The following is a 16,495-nucleotide window of genomic DNA, read 5'->3' as shown; positions in this document are numbered from 1 at the left end:
GCGCGCCCGGCGGATTGGGGCCTCCCGAACCCGATCTTGCAGTGTTCGGTTGCCCAGACATCGCGTCAAGCCGGGAAAGCGTGGCTTGACCCGATGGCTCGGCAACCGAAGTAGCTGGGGATCGGGTTCGGGAGAGGTGTGGTCCGGGGGTGGGGCGCGGTGCGTCGCCGGGTGGCGGTTTCGCGTGGGCGTGGCGTGCGAGTGTGGGACTCGGCGTCGGGAAGGTGGGACCCGCCCGGCGGAGCGTGGGACTCGCCGAACGTGCGCGCGAGTTCCACGGGGCCGCCCGCTAGATCCGGTCCAGCGGGCGATCTCGCGCCTTCCGGTCGAGCGCGAGAGAGGAGGGCGGCCATGGACGAGGTCCTGAAGGTACTGGCCCTGATCGGGAGCACCCGGGAAGGCCGGGCGGGCCGTCAGGTCGGCCAGTGGTTCGCCAAGCAGGCGCGCGAACGGGACGACCTGGAGCTCGCGGTCGCCGATCTGGCCGACTTCGAGTTCCCGGCCCGCTACCCGGCTCGCGCGACTCCTGGGATGACGGCCTTCACCAGCGAGATCGACCGGGCGGACGCGTTCGTCGTCGTCACGCCCGAGTACAACCGTAGCTTCCCGGCTTCACTCAAGCAGGCGATCGACTTCGCCTACGACGAGTGGCAGGCCAAGCCGGTGGCGTTCGTGTCCTACGGGTGCCGGTGCGCGGGGCTGTACGCGGTCGAGCAGCTGCGGGTGGTCTTCACCGAGCTGCACACCGTGACCCTGCGCAACACCGTCAGCTTCAACCTCTTCGACACCGGGCCCGACGGCGGGCCGCGCGACGAGGCCGCCCGGCAGTCGGTCGGCCCCATGCTCGACCAGCTCGTCTGGTGGGGCCACGCGCTGCGCGCCGCCCGCCGGGCCCGTCCCTACGTGGCGTGACAAGGAAAGGAAGAATCATGTCCGATCTGGCGATCGAGACGTCCGGGCTGGTCAAGGTGTTCGGCAAGACGCGGGCCGTGGACGGCGTCGATCTCGCCGTCCCGGCCGGCACCGTCTACGGCGTGCTCGGGCCCAACGGCGCGGGCAAGACCACCGCGGTGCGGGTGCTGGCCACCCTGCTGCGGCCCGACGGCGGCGAGGCCAGGGTGTTCGGCCACGACGTGCTGCGCGAACCGGACGCGGTGCGGCAGCGGGTCAGCCTCACCGGCCAGTACGCCTCGATCGACGAGGACCTGACCGGCATCGAGAACCTGGTGCTGCTGGGCCGTCTGCTCGGCCACCGCAAACCCGCCGCGCGCGGGCGCGCCGGCCAGCTGCTGGAGGCGTTCGGGCTGACCGACGCCGGCGGCAGGCAGGTCAAGAACTACTCGGGCGGCATGCGCCGTCGCATCGACATCGCGGCGAGCATCCTGCGCACCCCGGACGTGTTGTTCCTGGACGAGCCGACCACCGGGCTCGACCCGCGCAGCCGCAACCAGGTGTGGGACATCGTGCGCATCATCGTCGCCCAGGGCACCACCGTGCTGCTAACCACCCAGTACCTCGACGAGGCCGACCACCTGGCCGACCGCATCGCGGTGATCGACCACGGCAAGGTCATCGCCGAAGGCACACCGGGCCAGCTCAAGGCGTCGGTGGGCGCGGGCTCGATCCACGTCCGCCTGCGGGAGGGCTCCCAGCGGGCACAGGCACAGCAGGTCATGGCCCGCGCGCTGACGTCCACTGTGGAGCTCGGCGGCGATCCGGTGTCGCTGACCGCGCGCATCGGCGGCGCCGAATCCGGCCTGAGCGCGGCCGAGCACGCCGCCCGCGCGCTGGCCGACCTCGCGCGGGCGGGCATCACCGTCGACGACTTCTCCCTCGGCCAGCCCAGCCTCGACGAGGTGTTCCTGGCCCTGACCGACCACCCGGCCGAACAGGAGGCAGTGGCATGACCGCCACCACGACCGACCCGACCACCGCCACCTACACCCCGGCGGCGGAAAGCCTGCACGCCGTGCTCGACGCCGGTGAGCAACCGCGGCGGCCCAGCGCCCTGTCGGCGTCGCTGACGTTCGGCTGGCGGGCCATGCTCAAGATCAAGCACGTGCCCGAGCAGCTGTTCGACGTCACCGCGTTCCCGATCATGATGACGCTGATGTTCACCTACCTCTTCGGCGGCGCGCTGGCCGGGTCCACCACGCAGTACCTGCAGTTCCTGCTGCCCGGCATCCTCGTGATGAGCGTCGTGATGATCACCATGTACACCGGGCTGGGTGTCAACATCGACATCGAGAAGGGCGTGTTCGACCGCTTCCGCACGCTGCCGATCTGGCGGCCGTCGGCGCTGGTGGGCGCGCTGCTGGGCGACGTGGTCCGCTACAGCATGGCCTCGGTGGTCATCCTGGCGGTCGGGCTCATCCTCGGGTTCCGCCCGGCGGGCGGGGTCGGCGGTGTACTGGCCGGGGTCGGGTTGCTGATCGTGTTCTCGTTCGCGTTCTCCTGGATCTGGACGATGTTCGGGCTGATGCTGCGCACCGAGAAGTCGGTGATGAGCGTGAGCATGATGGTGCTGTTCCCGCTGACGTTCCTGAGCAGCGTGTTCGTCGACCCGGTCACCATGCCGGGCTGGCTGCGGGCGTTCGTGAACGTCAACCCGATCACGATCCTGTCCGACGCGGTGCGCAGCCTCATGATGGGCGTGCCGGACGGCACGGACATCCTGTGGACCTTCATCGCCAGCGCCGCGCTGCTGACCGTGTTCGGCACCTGGACGATGCGGCTCTACAACCGCAAGTGATCCTCAGAGCCGCCAGGTGACGCCGTTGCAGGGGGCGTAGCGGCAGGCGGCGCCGGTGGAGACGGTCGCCCGCAGGTGCTCGGCGAGCTGGGGGTGGCGATCGTCGAGCCGGCGCAGCGTGTCGCGGATCCGGGCGGTCACCGTCTTGCGGGCGCGCTCGGCCTCGTCGCCGAGCCGCCGGGTGCGCCCGCCCAGCCCGGCCGCGGCACGCAGTTCGTCCAGCAGGGCCGCCCGCTCCGCGTCGAGCCGGGCGGCCTTCTCGTCGTCGCCGCGGGCGGCCGCCCCGTCGATCTCGTCGTCCAGCACGGCGAGGCGGCGGCGGTAGGCGGTCTTCGCCGTCTCGTCGAGGACGTCGTCACCGCCGAGGCGCCGCGCGGCCACCACGACCTCGCCGCCGGCCGGGTCGAGCAGCCGGACCGCGGGCACGTCGGTGCCCGGGTGGCCGAGCAGGAAGTGCAGGTCCCGCAGACCTTTCGCGTCGGGCAGGTGCACGGTCCGGCCGTCCAAACCGAGCGCCCACGTCGTGCCGGTGAACCGGAACTCCCCGGACAGCGCGGGCGCCTCGGCGCGCGACCGCAGGCGGCGCACCCGTTCGGGCACCTGCCGCAGGTCCAGCTCGGCGGCCTCCGCCGTGATCGCGTCCAGCAGGCGGGAGGCGGTGGTCTCGTCCCCGGGCGCGGCGCGGTCCAGCAGGGCGGCGGCGCGCGCCAGCCGCGCCCGCACCACCCACGGACGCGCGCGCAGCGACTCGGCGGAGCGTTCGGCGTCGAGGTAGCGCTGCAGCGCCTCGTCCCAGTGCCGTTCCGCCGCGGCCAGTGTGCCGAGCCACAACGTGACCGGTCCGGCGATCTCGAACCCGAACACCCCCACCAGCCACTGCCCGTCGTAGGGCAGCAGGGCCTCCCGTGTCCGCCCGGCCAGCGCGCGGTCCCCGGTGGCCGCCGCGGTCTGTGCCTGCAACCGCAGCACCATCGGCAGGTAGGAGCGCGGGATCAGCGGGCACTCCCCCAGGCTGTCCAGGTACCGGGCCGCCGCGGCCGGGTCGCCGCGCTCGATCGCGGTGAGGGCTTCCAGCAGACCGGCGTAGGCGTAGTCGGCGGGGCCGAGCGAGGCGTGCAGCTCCGCCAGCTCGTCGAACCGGCCCTGTTGCAGCAGCAGCGACCACCGGTGGTGGTTGAGCATCGGCCGGAAATGGGCGTGCCGCTCCTGTTCCGGCGAGTTCAGCACCTCCTCGAACAGTGCCGTCGCCTCGGCGAACCGGCCGCGGAAGGCCGCGAGGATGCTCTGGTCGATCGTCGCGCCGAACTGCATCCGGCGCATCCCGCCGTGCTCGGTCATCGCGACGAAGCGCAGCATCTGATCGAAGTAACGCGGATCGCCCAGCTCCAGCAGGGCGACCCAGCGCAGGGACGTGGCGTACTGCTCGGTCTCGGTGTCGCCGCTGCGGTGGGCGACCTCGGCCAGCTCCGCCATCAGCGCATCCCGCTCGGCGGCGGTGCCCAGCCCCCAGATCGAGTTGTGCAAAGTGGACAGGCTGAACCCGAGCGCCTCGTCGTCACCACCCTCGCGGGCGAGCATGCCCAGCTGGACGATCACCTCGCGGGCCCGCTCCTCCACCGGGCGGTCCTCCCCCGGGCCGATCAGCGCCCGGTGCGCTTCGGTGATGAGCCCGGCCTTCAGATCGGCGCGCTCCGCGTCGTCGCCCCACCGGTAGGCCGTCAGTGCCACGCGGGCCAGCAGTTCGGGTTCGCCGAGGTTCCTGGCCAGCTCCGTCGCCTCGTCGAACACCGCCCAGCCCTCGCCCGGATCACCGGAATGGTGCACCTCGCTGCCCAGCTCCAGCAGAGCGAGCACGCGCCGCCGCGGGTCCTCGGCCACGGCCGCCGCGCGCCGGAAGTGACCGATCGCCTCCTCGATCGCCAAGCGCCCGGACGCGGCCCGTCCCGCCGCGAGGATGAGGTCCGTCGCGCGGGTGGCGGGCACCAGCGGACCGGCCTGGTAAGCGTGGCGCGCGGCTTCGGCGGGCAGGATCCGGTCGGCCAGCGCCGGAGCGTCGAGCGCGGCGACCACCGCGGCGTGCCGCTGCCGGGTCTCGGCCTCCCCCAGCGAGTCGTACAGCGTCTCGCGGACCAGGTCGTGCGCGAAGGCGAACCGGCCACCGCCGCGCACGGTGACCAGCCGCCCGGCCACGGCCTGGTCGAGCAGGCGATCGGCCTGGGCGACCGGGATCGCCGCGACCGCCGCGAGCACCTGCCGGTGGAACTGCTGGCCCAGCACCGCCGCCGTGGTCAGCAGACCGGCCACGGCCTCGGGCAGCAGCGACAACCGTCGCCGCACGGCGTCCCGCACCCCGGGCGCGATCGCGGTGACCGAGCCGCCGCCGCGCCACAGCCGGGCGGCCTGCTCGACGAAGAACGGGTTGCCGCCGGTGCGCCGGTGGATCTCGGCGATCACGTCCGCGCCCGGCGCCTCGCCGACCGTGCGCGCGATGAGCCGCCCGACCTCGTCCGGGTCCAGGCCGGTGAGCGTGACCGCCCGCGCCTTGGCCACCAGCGAGGACAGCAACGGCCGCAGCGGGTGGTCGGCGACCTCGACCTCGGCGTCGCGGTAGGTGCCGACCAGCAGCAGCCGCTCGAACCAGGTGTGCCCGGCCGCGAACTCCAGCAGTTTCAGTGACGCGGTGTCGGCCCAGTGCAGGTCGTCCAGCAGCACCACGACCGGCCTGCGGTGCGAGGCGGTGACCAGTGCGCTGGTGACGGCGTCGTAGAGGCGGAACCCGTCCGGGGCGTCGCGCGTGTCCGCCTCACCCAGCAGCACCGCCAGCGCGCCCCCGGCTTCCCGCTCGATCACGGCCCATTCCTCCGGCGTCGCGGAGCGCCGCAGCCCGCGCAGCACCTGCACCCAAGGCCAGTAGCCCGGCGCGGTGTCGGAGTCCCAGCACGCGCCGCCCAGCACCACCGCACCGAGCCTGCGGGCTTCGTCCGCCGCGCCGGTGATCAGCGTGGTCTTGCCGATCCCGGGCTCACCGGTGACCAGCACCAGGCCGCCGTGGCTGTCCACGGCGCGGCCGATCTCGGCGCGCAGCAGGCCGCTGGCGTGCTCCCGGCCGATCAGGGCCGGTTCGGTGTGGGTGTCCATCGCTTGCTGACGCTATCTCCTCGGGGTCCGGATTGTCCGCCTGATAACGGTTGCGGGGTGTTCACCCGGCCGGCCTTTACAGACCGCGACGTCACCACCACACTCCACGCAGTACTGTGCGGATCCGCTGGGGAGGCGAGGGTGCGCTGGCGTGAGCTGCTGCCCGGGGCAGGCGAAACACCGGGGCGGGGCACGGCGGCGCTGACCGCCGTCGCCGCAGTCCTGCTGGCCGGGCTGGGCATCGGGCTGTACCGGGCGTTCGCGCCGGAGATCGGCGTACCGGCGATCGAACTGGGCGGCGGCGACCAGCCGGTGCCGTTCCCGCCGGGAACCGCGGCCGCGCTCGGCTGGGACTTCGCCGCGATCGCGGGATACGGGACCGCGGTGCTGCTGGGGACCACGGCCGCGTTGTGGGTGTCGCAACCGCGCACCGCAATGCACGAGATCGCCCGCTTCGCGCGGGTCGCCGGTCTGGTCACGGTCGTTTCCGATGTCCTGGAGAACGTGCTGCTGCTGGCCGCCACCCGGGATCCGGACGCGGTGGTGCTGGAGTTCGCCTCCGCGGCGGCGGTCACGAAGTTCGCCGGCCTGCTGCCCGCCACGCTGCTCGCGGCGTACGGGGTGATCCTCACGCTCATCCGGTGCGCGCGGCCGGTGCGGCGCGACGCGCCGGACGGTCTCTGCTCGGCCGCACTCGCGCCGGTGGACCCCGTGACCACGGCAGGCGCCGGGGAACAGCCCGCCGGCGCGCGCTGGCGCAAAGGGTACCGGCTGCCGGGGGGCGAACCGGTCGGCGGCACCGGGTTCTGCCTGTCCGGCGGCGGGATCCGGTCGGCGAGCGTCGCGCTCGGCGCGTTGCAGCCACTGCGCGAGAAGCTGCTCGGCGCCCAGTACCTGGTCTCGGTCTCCGGCGGCGGCTACACCGCGGGCGCCCTGATCCAGGCGCTGACCCCGGCCTGCGACCCGAACCAACCGCCACCCGGCGACTCCGTCTCGACACCTGAGTCCGCGCTGGGACCGGGCAGTGTCGAGGAGGACCACGTCCGCAGGCACGTCAGCTACCTGGCCACCACCCCGGCCGAGCTGCTCACCGCGCTGGGCGTGCTCGCGCGCGGGCTGCTGCTGTCGCTGTTCCTGGTGTTCGCCCCGGCGGTCGTGCTCGGCGTGGCGACCGGATGGCTGTACCGGCACATCCCGCTCACCGTGTTCCCCGCCGACGGGTACCCGGCGCCCCGCACCGGCGCGCTGATCTCGCTCGGCCTGACCGTGGTGTTCGCCGCCGTGGTGTCGCTGGTGGGACGCTGGATCCCGCCCGCGCGCGTGCTGTTCCGCCAGATCGCCCGACGGACCTCCAGCAGGCTGGCGCTGCTCGCGGCCCTGATCGCGATGCTGACGCTCGGGGTTCCCGCACTGGCCTGGCTGGCCGGTCGCCTGCTCACCCTGACGCCGCCGACGATCGCGCTGGGCAGCCCGTTCGCCGCGCTGCTGCTGACCTACGTGTCCACCCTCGCCACCGTCGGCTGGCGCAACCGCAAGGTGGTCCTCAAGGCCAGGGACTCCCTCGACGCGCTCACCGCCGCGCTGCCGAGCAGCCTCCTGCAACGGCTGCTGGTGATCATCACGATCACGATCCTCGCCCTGTTCTGGCTGCTGCTGTTCGCCGCGGCGATCACCCCGCTCGGCGAGCCGGACCTGCTGTGGGCCGCGCTCGGCCTGGTCGTGGTGCTGGTGGTTCTCGGCGGCCTGATCGACGAGACGTCGCTGAGCCTGCACCCCTTCTACCGCGAACGGCTGGCGTGCACCTTCGCCGTGCGGGCCGTGCGCCGCACCGATGGTCAGGTCGTCGCGGCGCCGTACCCGAGCACCGAGCGCAGTTCGCTGGCGACCTACGGCCGCGCCGACGGCTTCCCGCGCGTCGTGTTCGCCGCCGCCGCCAACCTCACCGGCGAAGGCCGCACCTCCCCCGGCCTCAATGCCGTGTCCTACACGATGAGCAGCGGCTGGGTCGGTGGACCGGATGTCGGCTGGATCGAGACCGGCAGGCTGCAGGCCGAGGTGCCGGGACGGTTCCAGCGCGACCTCACGGTGCAGGGCGCGGTCGCGATCAGCGGCGCCGCGTTCGCCTCCGCGATGGGCCGCGCCTCACGCTGGTACCAGATCCTGCTCGCGCTCTCCGGTGCACGGCTGGGCACCTGGCTGCCCAACCCGGACATCCTGCTGCGCCGCCCGCCCCGCGCGGACCCGGCCGCCTGGGCGTATCCGGCGCTGCCGCACGCCCGCCGCCTGCCCTACCTGCTGCGCGAGGTAGTCGGCATCCACTCGCACGCCGACCGGCTGCTGCACGTCACCGACGGCGGGCACTACGACAACCTCGGCCTGGTCGAGCTGTTCCGCCGCCGCTGCACGACGATCTACTGCATCGACGCGGGCGCGGACGAGCCACCGTCGGCGAGCGGACTGGCCGCGGCACTCGCGTTGGCGGCGCAGGAACTCGGGGTGCGCGTGACACTCGACGACCCGTGGCGCGCCGAACCGGGCGGCGCCGAACCGCTCGAACCCGAGCACCCGCTCCGCGCCCTGAACAGCCGGTTGTCGGACAGTCCGCTGATCACCGGCACCATCCATTACCCGGCGGAAAGCGGACAGGCCGGTGCGGGGCGGCTGGTCGTGGCGAAGGCGCTGCTCTGGCGGGACCTGCCGTATGAACTGCTTTCCTATGCCGCGCACCATCCCGAGTTCCCGCGCGACGGTACGAGCGACCAGTTCTTCGACGACGGCAAGTTCACGGCCTACGCCGAGCTGGGCCGCCAGCTCGGGAAGCACGTGCTCGCCCACGAGGCACCCGAGCCGGAAGCGGTCACCGAGGGTGCCGGGGCACCGGACGGGCTCGCACCCCAGCCCGCCTGACGAGCAGAAAAAACACCCGCATCCGGGGCGGATGCGGGTGTCAGGCCGGGAAGCCCGGATGCGGACCGGAATCAGTACCAGTGATTCCGTACCGCACCCGGCCCGGGCGCCGAACCTCAGTTGTCGACGTCGGCGATGCAGGTGTCGGCAGCGGCACCCGACTCGGCGTCCGAGGCGCCGGTCAGGATCGGAACCGTCACGCCGAGGCCGTTGAGGGCGTCGGCGACCTGGACACCGAGCACGTTGACGTTGTTGTCGCACACACCGACGTTGTTGTCGTTCAGCACGTCGTCGACGTTGATCAGGCCCAGCTGGCCGGTGTCGCCACCGTCGTCCCAGGAACCGCCCTGCGAAGCGAACGCCGGGGAACCGATCATCATGAAACCGGCCGCCGCAGCGGCAACAATTGCAGACTTCTTGAGCACCTTGGTATTCCCCATCGACTCGATTTACAGTTCCGCCGCGACGAAAACTTCCGTCGCGAACACGCCAGACATTAGCAGCAGGCCGGTTTGCTCGAAAGCACATCCACACCTGCCGCGTCATCACCCGGACGAACGACGGTTCGTTCGAGCGAAATCCCTCCGGAGAACCCACGGGTGGCATGCGCTGCGATTATCCGGTTGTTTCCCTCGGCGCGATTCTCACCCAGGGTGATCACTTCTCCCTCGCCGCTGCGGCGCACGGCCTAAACACCCTGACCGGGTAGAACCCCGAACACGAAAGGTGAGGAAGGTCGTGGCCAACTTTAGCCCAGCCGAGTGACTTACGAGCGTGCGATTCCGGCCCTGGGCCTTGCGGAACAGCCGCCAGGCAGGCACACGGCGTGGCGCGCGGGCTCGCGCCATACCCGGCCCGCCGGTAGGATCCCGGACACGACAAAACACCCGCATTCGCAAGCGAATACGGGTGTTCGTCGTTGTTCTACCCGAAGAACACCGGGCGCGGACGGGAGTTAGTACCAGTAACTCCCGTCCGCACCCGTTTCAGCCGGCATCGGCCAGTTCTCACCCAGAAAACCGTCCCGGACCGTCCGGAGTGCAGTCAGACCGCACGGGACAGATGGCCGAGCCGGAGCCGTTCCGGTGCGGGACCCCTGTGCGGGTCCGGTATCAGTTGTCGGCTTCGGCGATGCAGGTGTCCGGAGCGGAACCCGAGTCGGCCTCGGAGGCGCCGGTCAGGATCGGCACCGTCAGACCGACACCGTTGAGGGCGTCGGCGACCTGGACACCGAGGACGTTCACGTTGTTGTCGCAGACCCCCACGTTGTTGTCGTTGAGGACGTCATCGACGTTGACCAGACCCAGCTGGCCGGTGTCGCCACCCTCGTCCCACGAACCCTGAGCGGCGAAGGCCGGGGAACCGATCATCATGAAACCGGCCGCCGCGGCGGCAACAATTGCGGACTTCTTGAGCACCTTTTCATTCCCCATCGACTCGGAAACAGTTCTGCCGCGACGAGACTTCCGTCGCGAGCACGGCAGACGTTAGCAGTCGGCAAGGGCGGCCGGGTCCGAATGCGCGACCGTGCGCTCATCACCCGGACGAACGACGTTTCATCTGATCCGAACAACCTTTTCGCCGCCCGGTGCGGCATGTGCTGCGATTATCCGTTCGTTTCCGGCACACAAGCTTTCACTCCCGGTGATCGGGTCGAGCCCGGACCGGTTGTACGGCGTCTAAACCACCTGACCGGGTAGAGAAGCAGACACCCCTCGTGACCGAGATAGATCGGGCAATTAGCCCGGCCGTGTGACTCACCGGCGTGTCATTCGCGCTCCGGCCGTCCTCCGAAGCGCATCCGGAAGTCGCGCGCGACCAGGCTGACGAGGGGACGGCGGCCGCCGAGGAACGCCAGCGGGCCGCCGTCCCCGGCCCGCCACGCCGATCGGGCCACCCCGAGCCGCGCGGCCACCCGCACACCGCTGCGCTTCGGGCCGCGCTGCAGGATCGAGAAGGCCAGCGGCAGCCGGACGGGCAGTGCCCGCCGGTGCCGGAACTCCGCCCCGGCCAGCAGGTTCCCGTCCTCGCGAGCTTCGGCGGCGAAGTCCGGCTCGTCGGACATCGTGAACTCGGCGAGCTCCTTGGGGATGTGCCACAGCGCCCGGCCCCCGGCGAGCGAGGCGGGACTGTCGACCCAGATGTGCGGGATGGACACCGCCGGCCCGCCCCGCAGCACCACGGTCACCATCAGCTCGCGGTAGGACAGCACGCCCGGCGGCCGGTAGTCGACCCACGCGGCGACCACGAGCGCCCGGCCCGCGAAGGTCAGCGGCCGCACGCCCGGCGGCAGCTCCGGCAGGTCGCGTGCGGGCACGATCCACGCGGTGGCGTGCATCTGGCCGCGCAGGTCCCACGGTTCGGGCGGATAGCCGGCTCCGGACATCGGCGGTCCTCAGATCGGGGTGACAGGGAGGCGGAGCGCGCCGGGCGCCGCCTCCGGGACGACGGGGTTCTTCGGCGCCACCGGGCGCAGCCGGGCGTACGGGGCGCCCAGCGGCGGGCGCCGGTCGGCCTCACCCTTGTTCGGCCACAGCGCCAGCGCGCGCTCGGCCTGGGCGGTGATGGTCAACGACGGGTTCACGCCGAGGTTCGCCGAGATCGCCGACCCGTCGACGACGTGCAGCCCGGGGTGGCCCCACAGCCGCTGGTAGGGGTCGACCACGCCGGTCTCCGGCGAGTCGCCGATGGCGCAGCCGCCGATGAAGTGCCCGGTCAGCGGAATGTTCGCCAGATCCGTCCAGGCACCCTGCGCCACCCCGTCGATCTTGTCCGCCATCCGCCGCGCGACCTCGTGTCCCGGCGGGATCCACGTCGGGTTCGGCGCCCCCTCGCCCTGACGCGTGGTCATGCGGCGGCCCAGCACACCGCGCCGGGTGTAGGTGGTGACGGAGTTGTCCAGTGTCTGCATCACCAGCAGACCGATCATCTGCCGTGACCACCGGCGCGGGTTGTGCAGCCACAGCAGCTCACGCCAGTGCCGCGCCAGCTCGCGCAGCCCCAGGACCCAGCGGCGGTGCCCGTCCTTGCCGTCGACCAGCACGGTGGCGAGCAGGCCCATCAGGCCGCTGCCCCTGCCGTAGCGGACCGGTTCGATGTGGGTGACCGCGTCCGGGTGGACCGAGGAGGTGATCGCGACGCCGTCGGTGTAGTCGGCGTCGCGGCGGCGCGAGCGCACCGCCAGGACCGACTCGGAGTTGGTGCGCGAGAGGTAGCCCAGCCGTTCCGACAGTCCGGGTAGCGAACCGCGGTCGCGCAGGCGGTGCAGCAGCCGCTGCGTGCCCAGCGCGGACGCGGAGAACACCACCTGCTCGCACGTGAACGTCTGCCGCCGTCTGCGTGCCCACGCGCCCGTCCGGACCGTGGTGACGCGGTAACCGCCACCCGCGCGGGGCCGGACGTCGACCACGGTGGTCAGCGGATGCACCCGCGCACCCGCCCGCTCCGCGAGGTAGAGGTAGTTCTTGACCAGCGTGTTCTTGGCGTTGTGCCGGCATCCGGTCATGCACGAGCCGCAGTGCGTGCACGTCCGCCGCCGCGGCCCGGCGCCGCCGAAGAACGGGTCGGGCACCTCCTGGCCGGGCTCCTGGTCGCCGGTCGCGAACAGCACGCCGACCGGGGTGGGGCGGAAGGTGTGGGCGATGCCCATGTCCTCGGCGACCGCGCGCAGCACCCGGTCGGCCTTCGAGGTGCCCGGGTAGCCGGTGACACCGAGCATCCGCTTGGCCTGGTCGTAGTACGGGGCCAGCTCGTCGCGCCAGTCGGTGATGTGCGCCCACTGCGGGTCGTCGTAGAACGGCTGCGGTGGCTCGTACAACGTGTTGGCGTAGACCAGCGAACCACCGCCGACGCCGCTGCCGCTGAGGATGAAGGTGTTGCGCAGCAGCGTCAGCCGCTGGATGCCGAAGCAGCCCAGCAGCGGCGCCCACAGGTACCGGCGCAGACGCCACGAGGTCCTGGCGAACTCGTCGTCGGCGAACCGCCGCCCCGCCTCCAGCACGCCGACCCGGTAGCCCTTCTCGGTCAGGCGCAGCGCGCTCACGCTGCCCCCGAATCCGGAGCCGATCACCACGACGTCGTAGTCCAGCTCGCCGCTCATGCGCCGTCCTCCCCCGCGATCGCGCGGTAGTCGCCGAGTTCCAGGGCACGGGTCCGCAGGCGGTACTGGGTGACCGTGCCCGGCCAGTTGTTCACGATGCGGCCGGCCTCGTTGCGGTACCAGCTCGAACACCGCGTCCACACCGAACGGCCGAGGCGCCGCTGCAGCACCGTGTCGAAACGGGCGGCCACCTCCGGCTTCACGTCCAGGGCCACGCCCGGCCTGCCCGCCAGCGTCCGCACCGCCCCCACGATGTAGCGGGCCTGCGATTCGAGCATGTGGACGATCGAGTTGCCGCCGAGGTTGGTGTTGGGCCCGTAGACGAGGAACAGGTTGGGAAACCGCGGCACCGTGATGCCGAGGTAGGCCCAGGCACCGTCCCGCCAGGTCTCCGCCAGCCCGGTCCCGTCGCGGCCGCGCACCGTCATCGGGACCAGGAAGTCGCTGGCCTGGAACCCGGTGCCATAGACCAGCACGTCGGCCTCGTGCACCACGCCGTCGGCCGTGCGCACGCCCTCGGGCAGGATCTCGACGATCTTCTCGGTCTCCAGGGTCACGTTGGGCCGGGTCAGGGCCGGGTAGTACTCGTTGGAGAACAGGGCGCGCTTGCAGCCGGGCGCGTAGCCGGGGGTGAGCTTGGCCCGCAGTTCCCGGTCCGGCACCTGCCTTTCCAGGTGCCTGCGCCCCAGCCGTCCGAGGTAGGCGCGCACGATCGGGAGGTCGACGAGCCCGAGCGAGAGGAACTCGCAGACCAGCCAGATGCGGAACCGCTCGATCTTCTGCGTGACCGGCAACCACCGGAACAGGCGGCGGTGCCACGGCCGGTAGGCCACGTCGTTCTTGGGCACGATCCACGGCGCGGAGCGCTGGAAAACCGTCACGTGCTTCGCGACGCGCTGCAACTCGGGCACGAACTGGATGGCGCTCGCCCCGGTGCCGATGACCGCGACCCGCTTGCCCGCCAGCTCCACGTCGTGGTCCCAGCTCGCCGAATGGAACGCGGGGCCGCGGAAGGACTCGCGGCCGGGGATGTCGGGCAGGGCGGGCCGGGACAGCTGCCCGACGGCGGGGACCAGGACGTCGGCCTCGATCACCTCGCCCGCCTCGGTCCGCACCCGCCAGCGGCAGGAGGACTCGTCGAAGTCGGCCGAGGCGACGCCGGTGCCGAACCGGATCCGCCCGGTCAGCCCGTACTCGCGGGCCACCTCCTCCAGGTAGGTCTTGATGTCGGCCTGCAGCGAGAACCGCATGGGCCAGTCCGGGTTGGGCCGGTGCGAAAACGAGTACAGCGGCGACGGGATGTCGCAGCCCGCGCCGGGATAGGTGTTCTCCCGCCACACCCCGCCGATCTCCCCGGCGCGTTCCAGGATCGTGAAGTCGTGGAAACCGGCCCGGACGAGCTCGGTCGCGACGGCCAGGCCACCGAAGCCGGCGCCGATGATCACGACGGCCGGCCTTCGGCGCTCGGTGGTGGGTGCCATGCTGCTCCTCGGTGAGTGGTGCCTACTCCACGGTAAGTGCTGGCGGTCACCCGGACACAGAGAGCACCGGCCAGGAAATCGAGATTTCCGGCCACCCGCGTGCGAGTTCCCGGCCGGCGGAATCCATACTTCCGGCCATGACCCAGCAGCTGCCGGTCGCCGTCCGCGACTGGGACTTCCCCCGCGGCGTCGCCAGCATCGCGCTCCTCGTGCGCTTCGGCGCCGAACGCGGGGTCGGCCGGGACGCACTGCTGCGCGGCACCGGGCTGCCGCCCGCCCGCCTCGACGACCCGTCGGCCCAGGTGGACGCGCACCAGGAACTCACCGTCGCGCGCAACCTCGTCCGGGAGCTCGGCGACCCGCCGGGCCTGGGCCTGGACGCCGGTGTCCGCTACCGCGTGACCACGTTCGGCGTGTTCGGGTTCGCCTGCATCAGCAGCCCGACCCTGCGCGACGCGATCACGTTCGCGTTGCGCTACCTCGACCTCAGCTTCATTTTCTGCCTGCCCGTCGTCGAACTGAGTCACGAGGAGCTGCGGTTCGAGCTGCGCGACGACCGCCTGCCCCACGACGTGCGCCGGTTCCTGCTGGAACGCGACGTCAGCGCCATCCAGACGGTGATGACCGACCTGCTGCCGGGCGGACTGACCGTGCGGCGCCTGGACTTCCCCTTCCCCGAGCCCCGCGACGCGGACCGCTACACCGGGATCTTCGGGGTACGCCCGCGTTTCGGCGCATCCGGCCACTTCGCCTCGATCGACCCGGCGTCGCTGCGGCAACCGCTTCCCCAGGCCAGCGAACACACGGTGGCGTTGTGCGAGGCGCAGTGCCGCGACCTGGTCAGCCGCCGCCGTGCCCGCTCCGGCATCGCGCACCAGGTGCGGGACAAACTGATCCGCGTCGGCGGCGCGGCCGAGATGGCCGACGTCGCACGGGAACTCAACGTCAGCACCCGCACGCTGCGGCGCAGGCTGGAGGACGCCGGCACGAGTTTCCGCGGGCTGCTCGACGAGGTCCGTCAGGCGCTGGCCGAGGAGATGCTGGCGACCGGCGCGCTGTCGGTGGAGGACGTGGCGCTGCGGCTGGGGTATGCGGAGGCGTCGAGCTTCATCTACGCGTTCCGCCGGTGGACGGGCACCACCCCGGCCCGGTACCTGCGCTCGGGCGCGGCACGCGACTCCACCCCGTGGACTGGACCACCGGAGTGAGTTCGCCCCCGGCGACCTCCGCCACCGGCCCGGTTGAGCGCACCTCCCGATTAGACCCGGCGGTTTCCGGGTAGATCACAGGTCTCTTCACCAGCGAGGAGGCCGCACATGATGACGCTGCTCCAGCCCGCTCGCGAAGTGGGCGAAACGATCCGCACGGCCACGCGCGAACACCTGCTCTTCGCGATGCTGGACATCCCGCGCCTGCTCCGCCATCCGGTGTGGCGAGCCGGGGATCCGGAGGAGGGCGCCGGGCAGGGCGTCCTGCTGATCCCGGGATTCGGTTTCGGTGACCGCAGCCTGACACTGGCCGGCGCGTGGCTCCGGGCGCGCGGCTACCGCCCGACCGGGGCACGCATCGGCCTCAACGTCGGGTGCACCACCGAACTGGTCGACCGGATCGTCGTGCGCCTGGAGCGGCACGCCGAAGACACCGGCCGCCGCGTCGTCCTCGTCGGGCAGAGCCGCGGCGGGTGGCTGGCCCGGCTCACCGCGCTGCGCCGCCCGGACCTGGTGCGTGGCCTGGTGATGCTGGGCAGCCCGGTGCTCGACCCGCTGGGCGCGCATCCGAAGGTCGTGCGCGTGGCCCGCCTTCTCGCCCGTCTGTCCACTTTGGGCGTTCCCGGCCTGATGGACCTCGACTGCTTCACCGGTTCCTGCTACCACGAGAACATCGAGGCGCTCGCCGCGCCGCTACCCGCGGATGTCCCTGCGCTGGCGGTGTATTCGCGCGAGGACTCGATCGCGCCGTGGGAGCTGTGCCTGGACCCGTGGGCGGAGTGCGTCGAAGTCCACAGCACGCACACCGGGATGGGTCTGGACCCCGACTTCTACGCGGCCGCGGCACCGCGCCTGGCGAACTGGGCGCGAGCCGAGGAGAACGGGCAGCTGCCGCAGGCATGCTGATCCC

General features: G+C 71.9%; 12 protein-coding genes. 6 read left to right on the top strand and 6 right to left on the bottom strand.

The window, feature by feature from the left end; genetic code table 11:
- Positions 1-351: 351 nt before the first annotated feature.
- The 3 genes from HNR02_RS26015 to HNR02_RS26005 are packed head-to-tail and all read left to right on the top strand — an operon-like array spanning position 352 to position 2,752.
- Positions 352-912: an NADPH-dependent FMN reductase gene (locus HNR02_RS26015; protein ID WP_179776214.1), complete on the top strand. Its 561-nt coding sequence runs from the start codon at positions 352-354 to the stop codon at positions 910-912.
- A 17-nt stretch (positions 913-929) separates the two neighbouring features.
- A complete protein-coding gene (locus tag HNR02_RS26010) occupies positions 930-1,907 on the top strand; it encodes an ATP-binding cassette domain-containing protein (protein ID WP_179776213.1) in 978 nt (325 codons plus the stop codon).
- Positions 1,904-2,752: an ABC transporter permease gene (locus HNR02_RS26005; RefSeq protein WP_179776212.1), complete on the top strand. Its 849-nt coding sequence runs from the start codon at positions 1,904-1,906 to the stop codon at positions 2,750-2,752. The genes HNR02_RS26010 and HNR02_RS26005 overlap by 4 nt, the downstream gene beginning before the upstream one ends.
- 3 nt (positions 2,753-2,755) lie before the next feature.
- On the opposite strand, the gene HNR02_RS26000 is transcribed toward HNR02_RS26005, so the two are convergent.
- On the bottom strand, positions 2,756-5,890 hold the full coding sequence (locus tag HNR02_RS26000) for an ATP-binding protein (RefSeq protein WP_179776211.1): 3,135 nt from the start codon (positions 5,888-5,890) through the stop codon (positions 2,756-2,758).
- Positions 5,891-6,031: 141 nt separating this feature from the next.
- Between HNR02_RS26000 and HNR02_RS25995 the strand changes: the two genes are divergently transcribed.
- Positions 6,032-8,797 (top strand): hypothetical protein, encoded by a 2,766-nt coding sequence (locus HNR02_RS25995; RefSeq protein ID WP_179776210.1) that lies wholly within the window; start codon positions 6,032-6,034, stop codon positions 8,795-8,797.
- Between the two features lie 116 nt (positions 8,798-8,913).
- Here the strand turns inward: HNR02_RS25995 and HNR02_RS25990 are convergent, their stop codons facing one another.
- The 5 genes from HNR02_RS25990 to HNR02_RS25970 all read right to left on the bottom strand — a co-directional run bounded on the left by HNR02_RS25990 (position 8,914) and on the right by HNR02_RS25970 (position 14,377).
- The gene (locus HNR02_RS25990; RefSeq protein WP_246339277.1) at positions 8,914-9,237 is read right to left on the bottom strand and encodes a hypothetical protein; all 324 of its coding nucleotides are present in this window, start codon (positions 9,235-9,237) and stop codon (positions 8,914-8,916) included.
- Positions 9,238-9,909: 672 nt separating this feature from the next.
- Positions 9,910-10,215, bottom strand: coding sequence for a hypothetical protein (locus tag HNR02_RS25985; protein ID WP_179777854.1), 306 nt, complete (start codon positions 10,213-10,215; stop codon positions 9,910-9,912).
- Positions 10,216-10,565: 350 nt separating this feature from the next.
- Positions 10,566-11,183 carry an acetoacetate decarboxylase family protein gene (locus HNR02_RS25980; RefSeq protein ID WP_179776209.1) on the bottom strand — a complete coding sequence of 206 codons (618 nt, stop codon included), beginning with the start codon at positions 11,181-11,183 and terminating at the stop codon, positions 10,566-10,568.
- Positions 11,184-11,192: 9 nt separating this feature from the next.
- Entirely contained in the window at positions 11,193-12,896 is a 1,704-nt protein-coding gene (locus HNR02_RS25975) for a GMC oxidoreductase (RefSeq protein ID WP_179776208.1), read from the bottom strand.
- Positions 12,893-14,377, bottom strand: coding sequence for a flavin-containing monooxygenase (locus HNR02_RS25970; protein WP_179776207.1), 1,485 nt, complete (start codon positions 14,375-14,377; stop codon positions 12,893-12,895). Before HNR02_RS25970 ends, HNR02_RS25975 begins: the two co-directional genes overlap by 4 nt.
- A gap of 137 nt (positions 14,378-14,514) precedes the next feature.
- Between HNR02_RS25970 and HNR02_RS25965 the strand changes: the two genes are divergently transcribed.
- Both HNR02_RS25965 and HNR02_RS25960 read left to right on the top strand, forming a co-directional pair.
- Positions 14,515-15,585 (top strand): AraC family transcriptional regulator, encoded by a 1,071-nt coding sequence (locus HNR02_RS25965; protein ID WP_179776206.1) that lies wholly within the window; start codon positions 14,515-14,517, stop codon positions 15,583-15,585.
- Between the two features lie 108 nt (positions 15,586-15,693).
- Positions 15,694-16,491 (top strand): alpha/beta fold hydrolase, encoded by a 798-nt coding sequence (locus tag HNR02_RS25960; protein WP_179776205.1) that lies wholly within the window; start codon positions 15,694-15,696, stop codon positions 16,489-16,491.
- Positions 16,492-16,495: the final 4 nt, after the last annotated feature.

The organism is Amycolatopsis endophytica, assembly GCF_013410405.1.
GTDB classification, from domain to species: Bacteria; Actinomycetota; Actinomycetes; order Mycobacteriales; family Pseudonocardiaceae; genus Amycolatopsis_E; species Amycolatopsis_E endophytica.
This window is presented reverse-complemented; position numbering and strand designations above follow the sequence as displayed.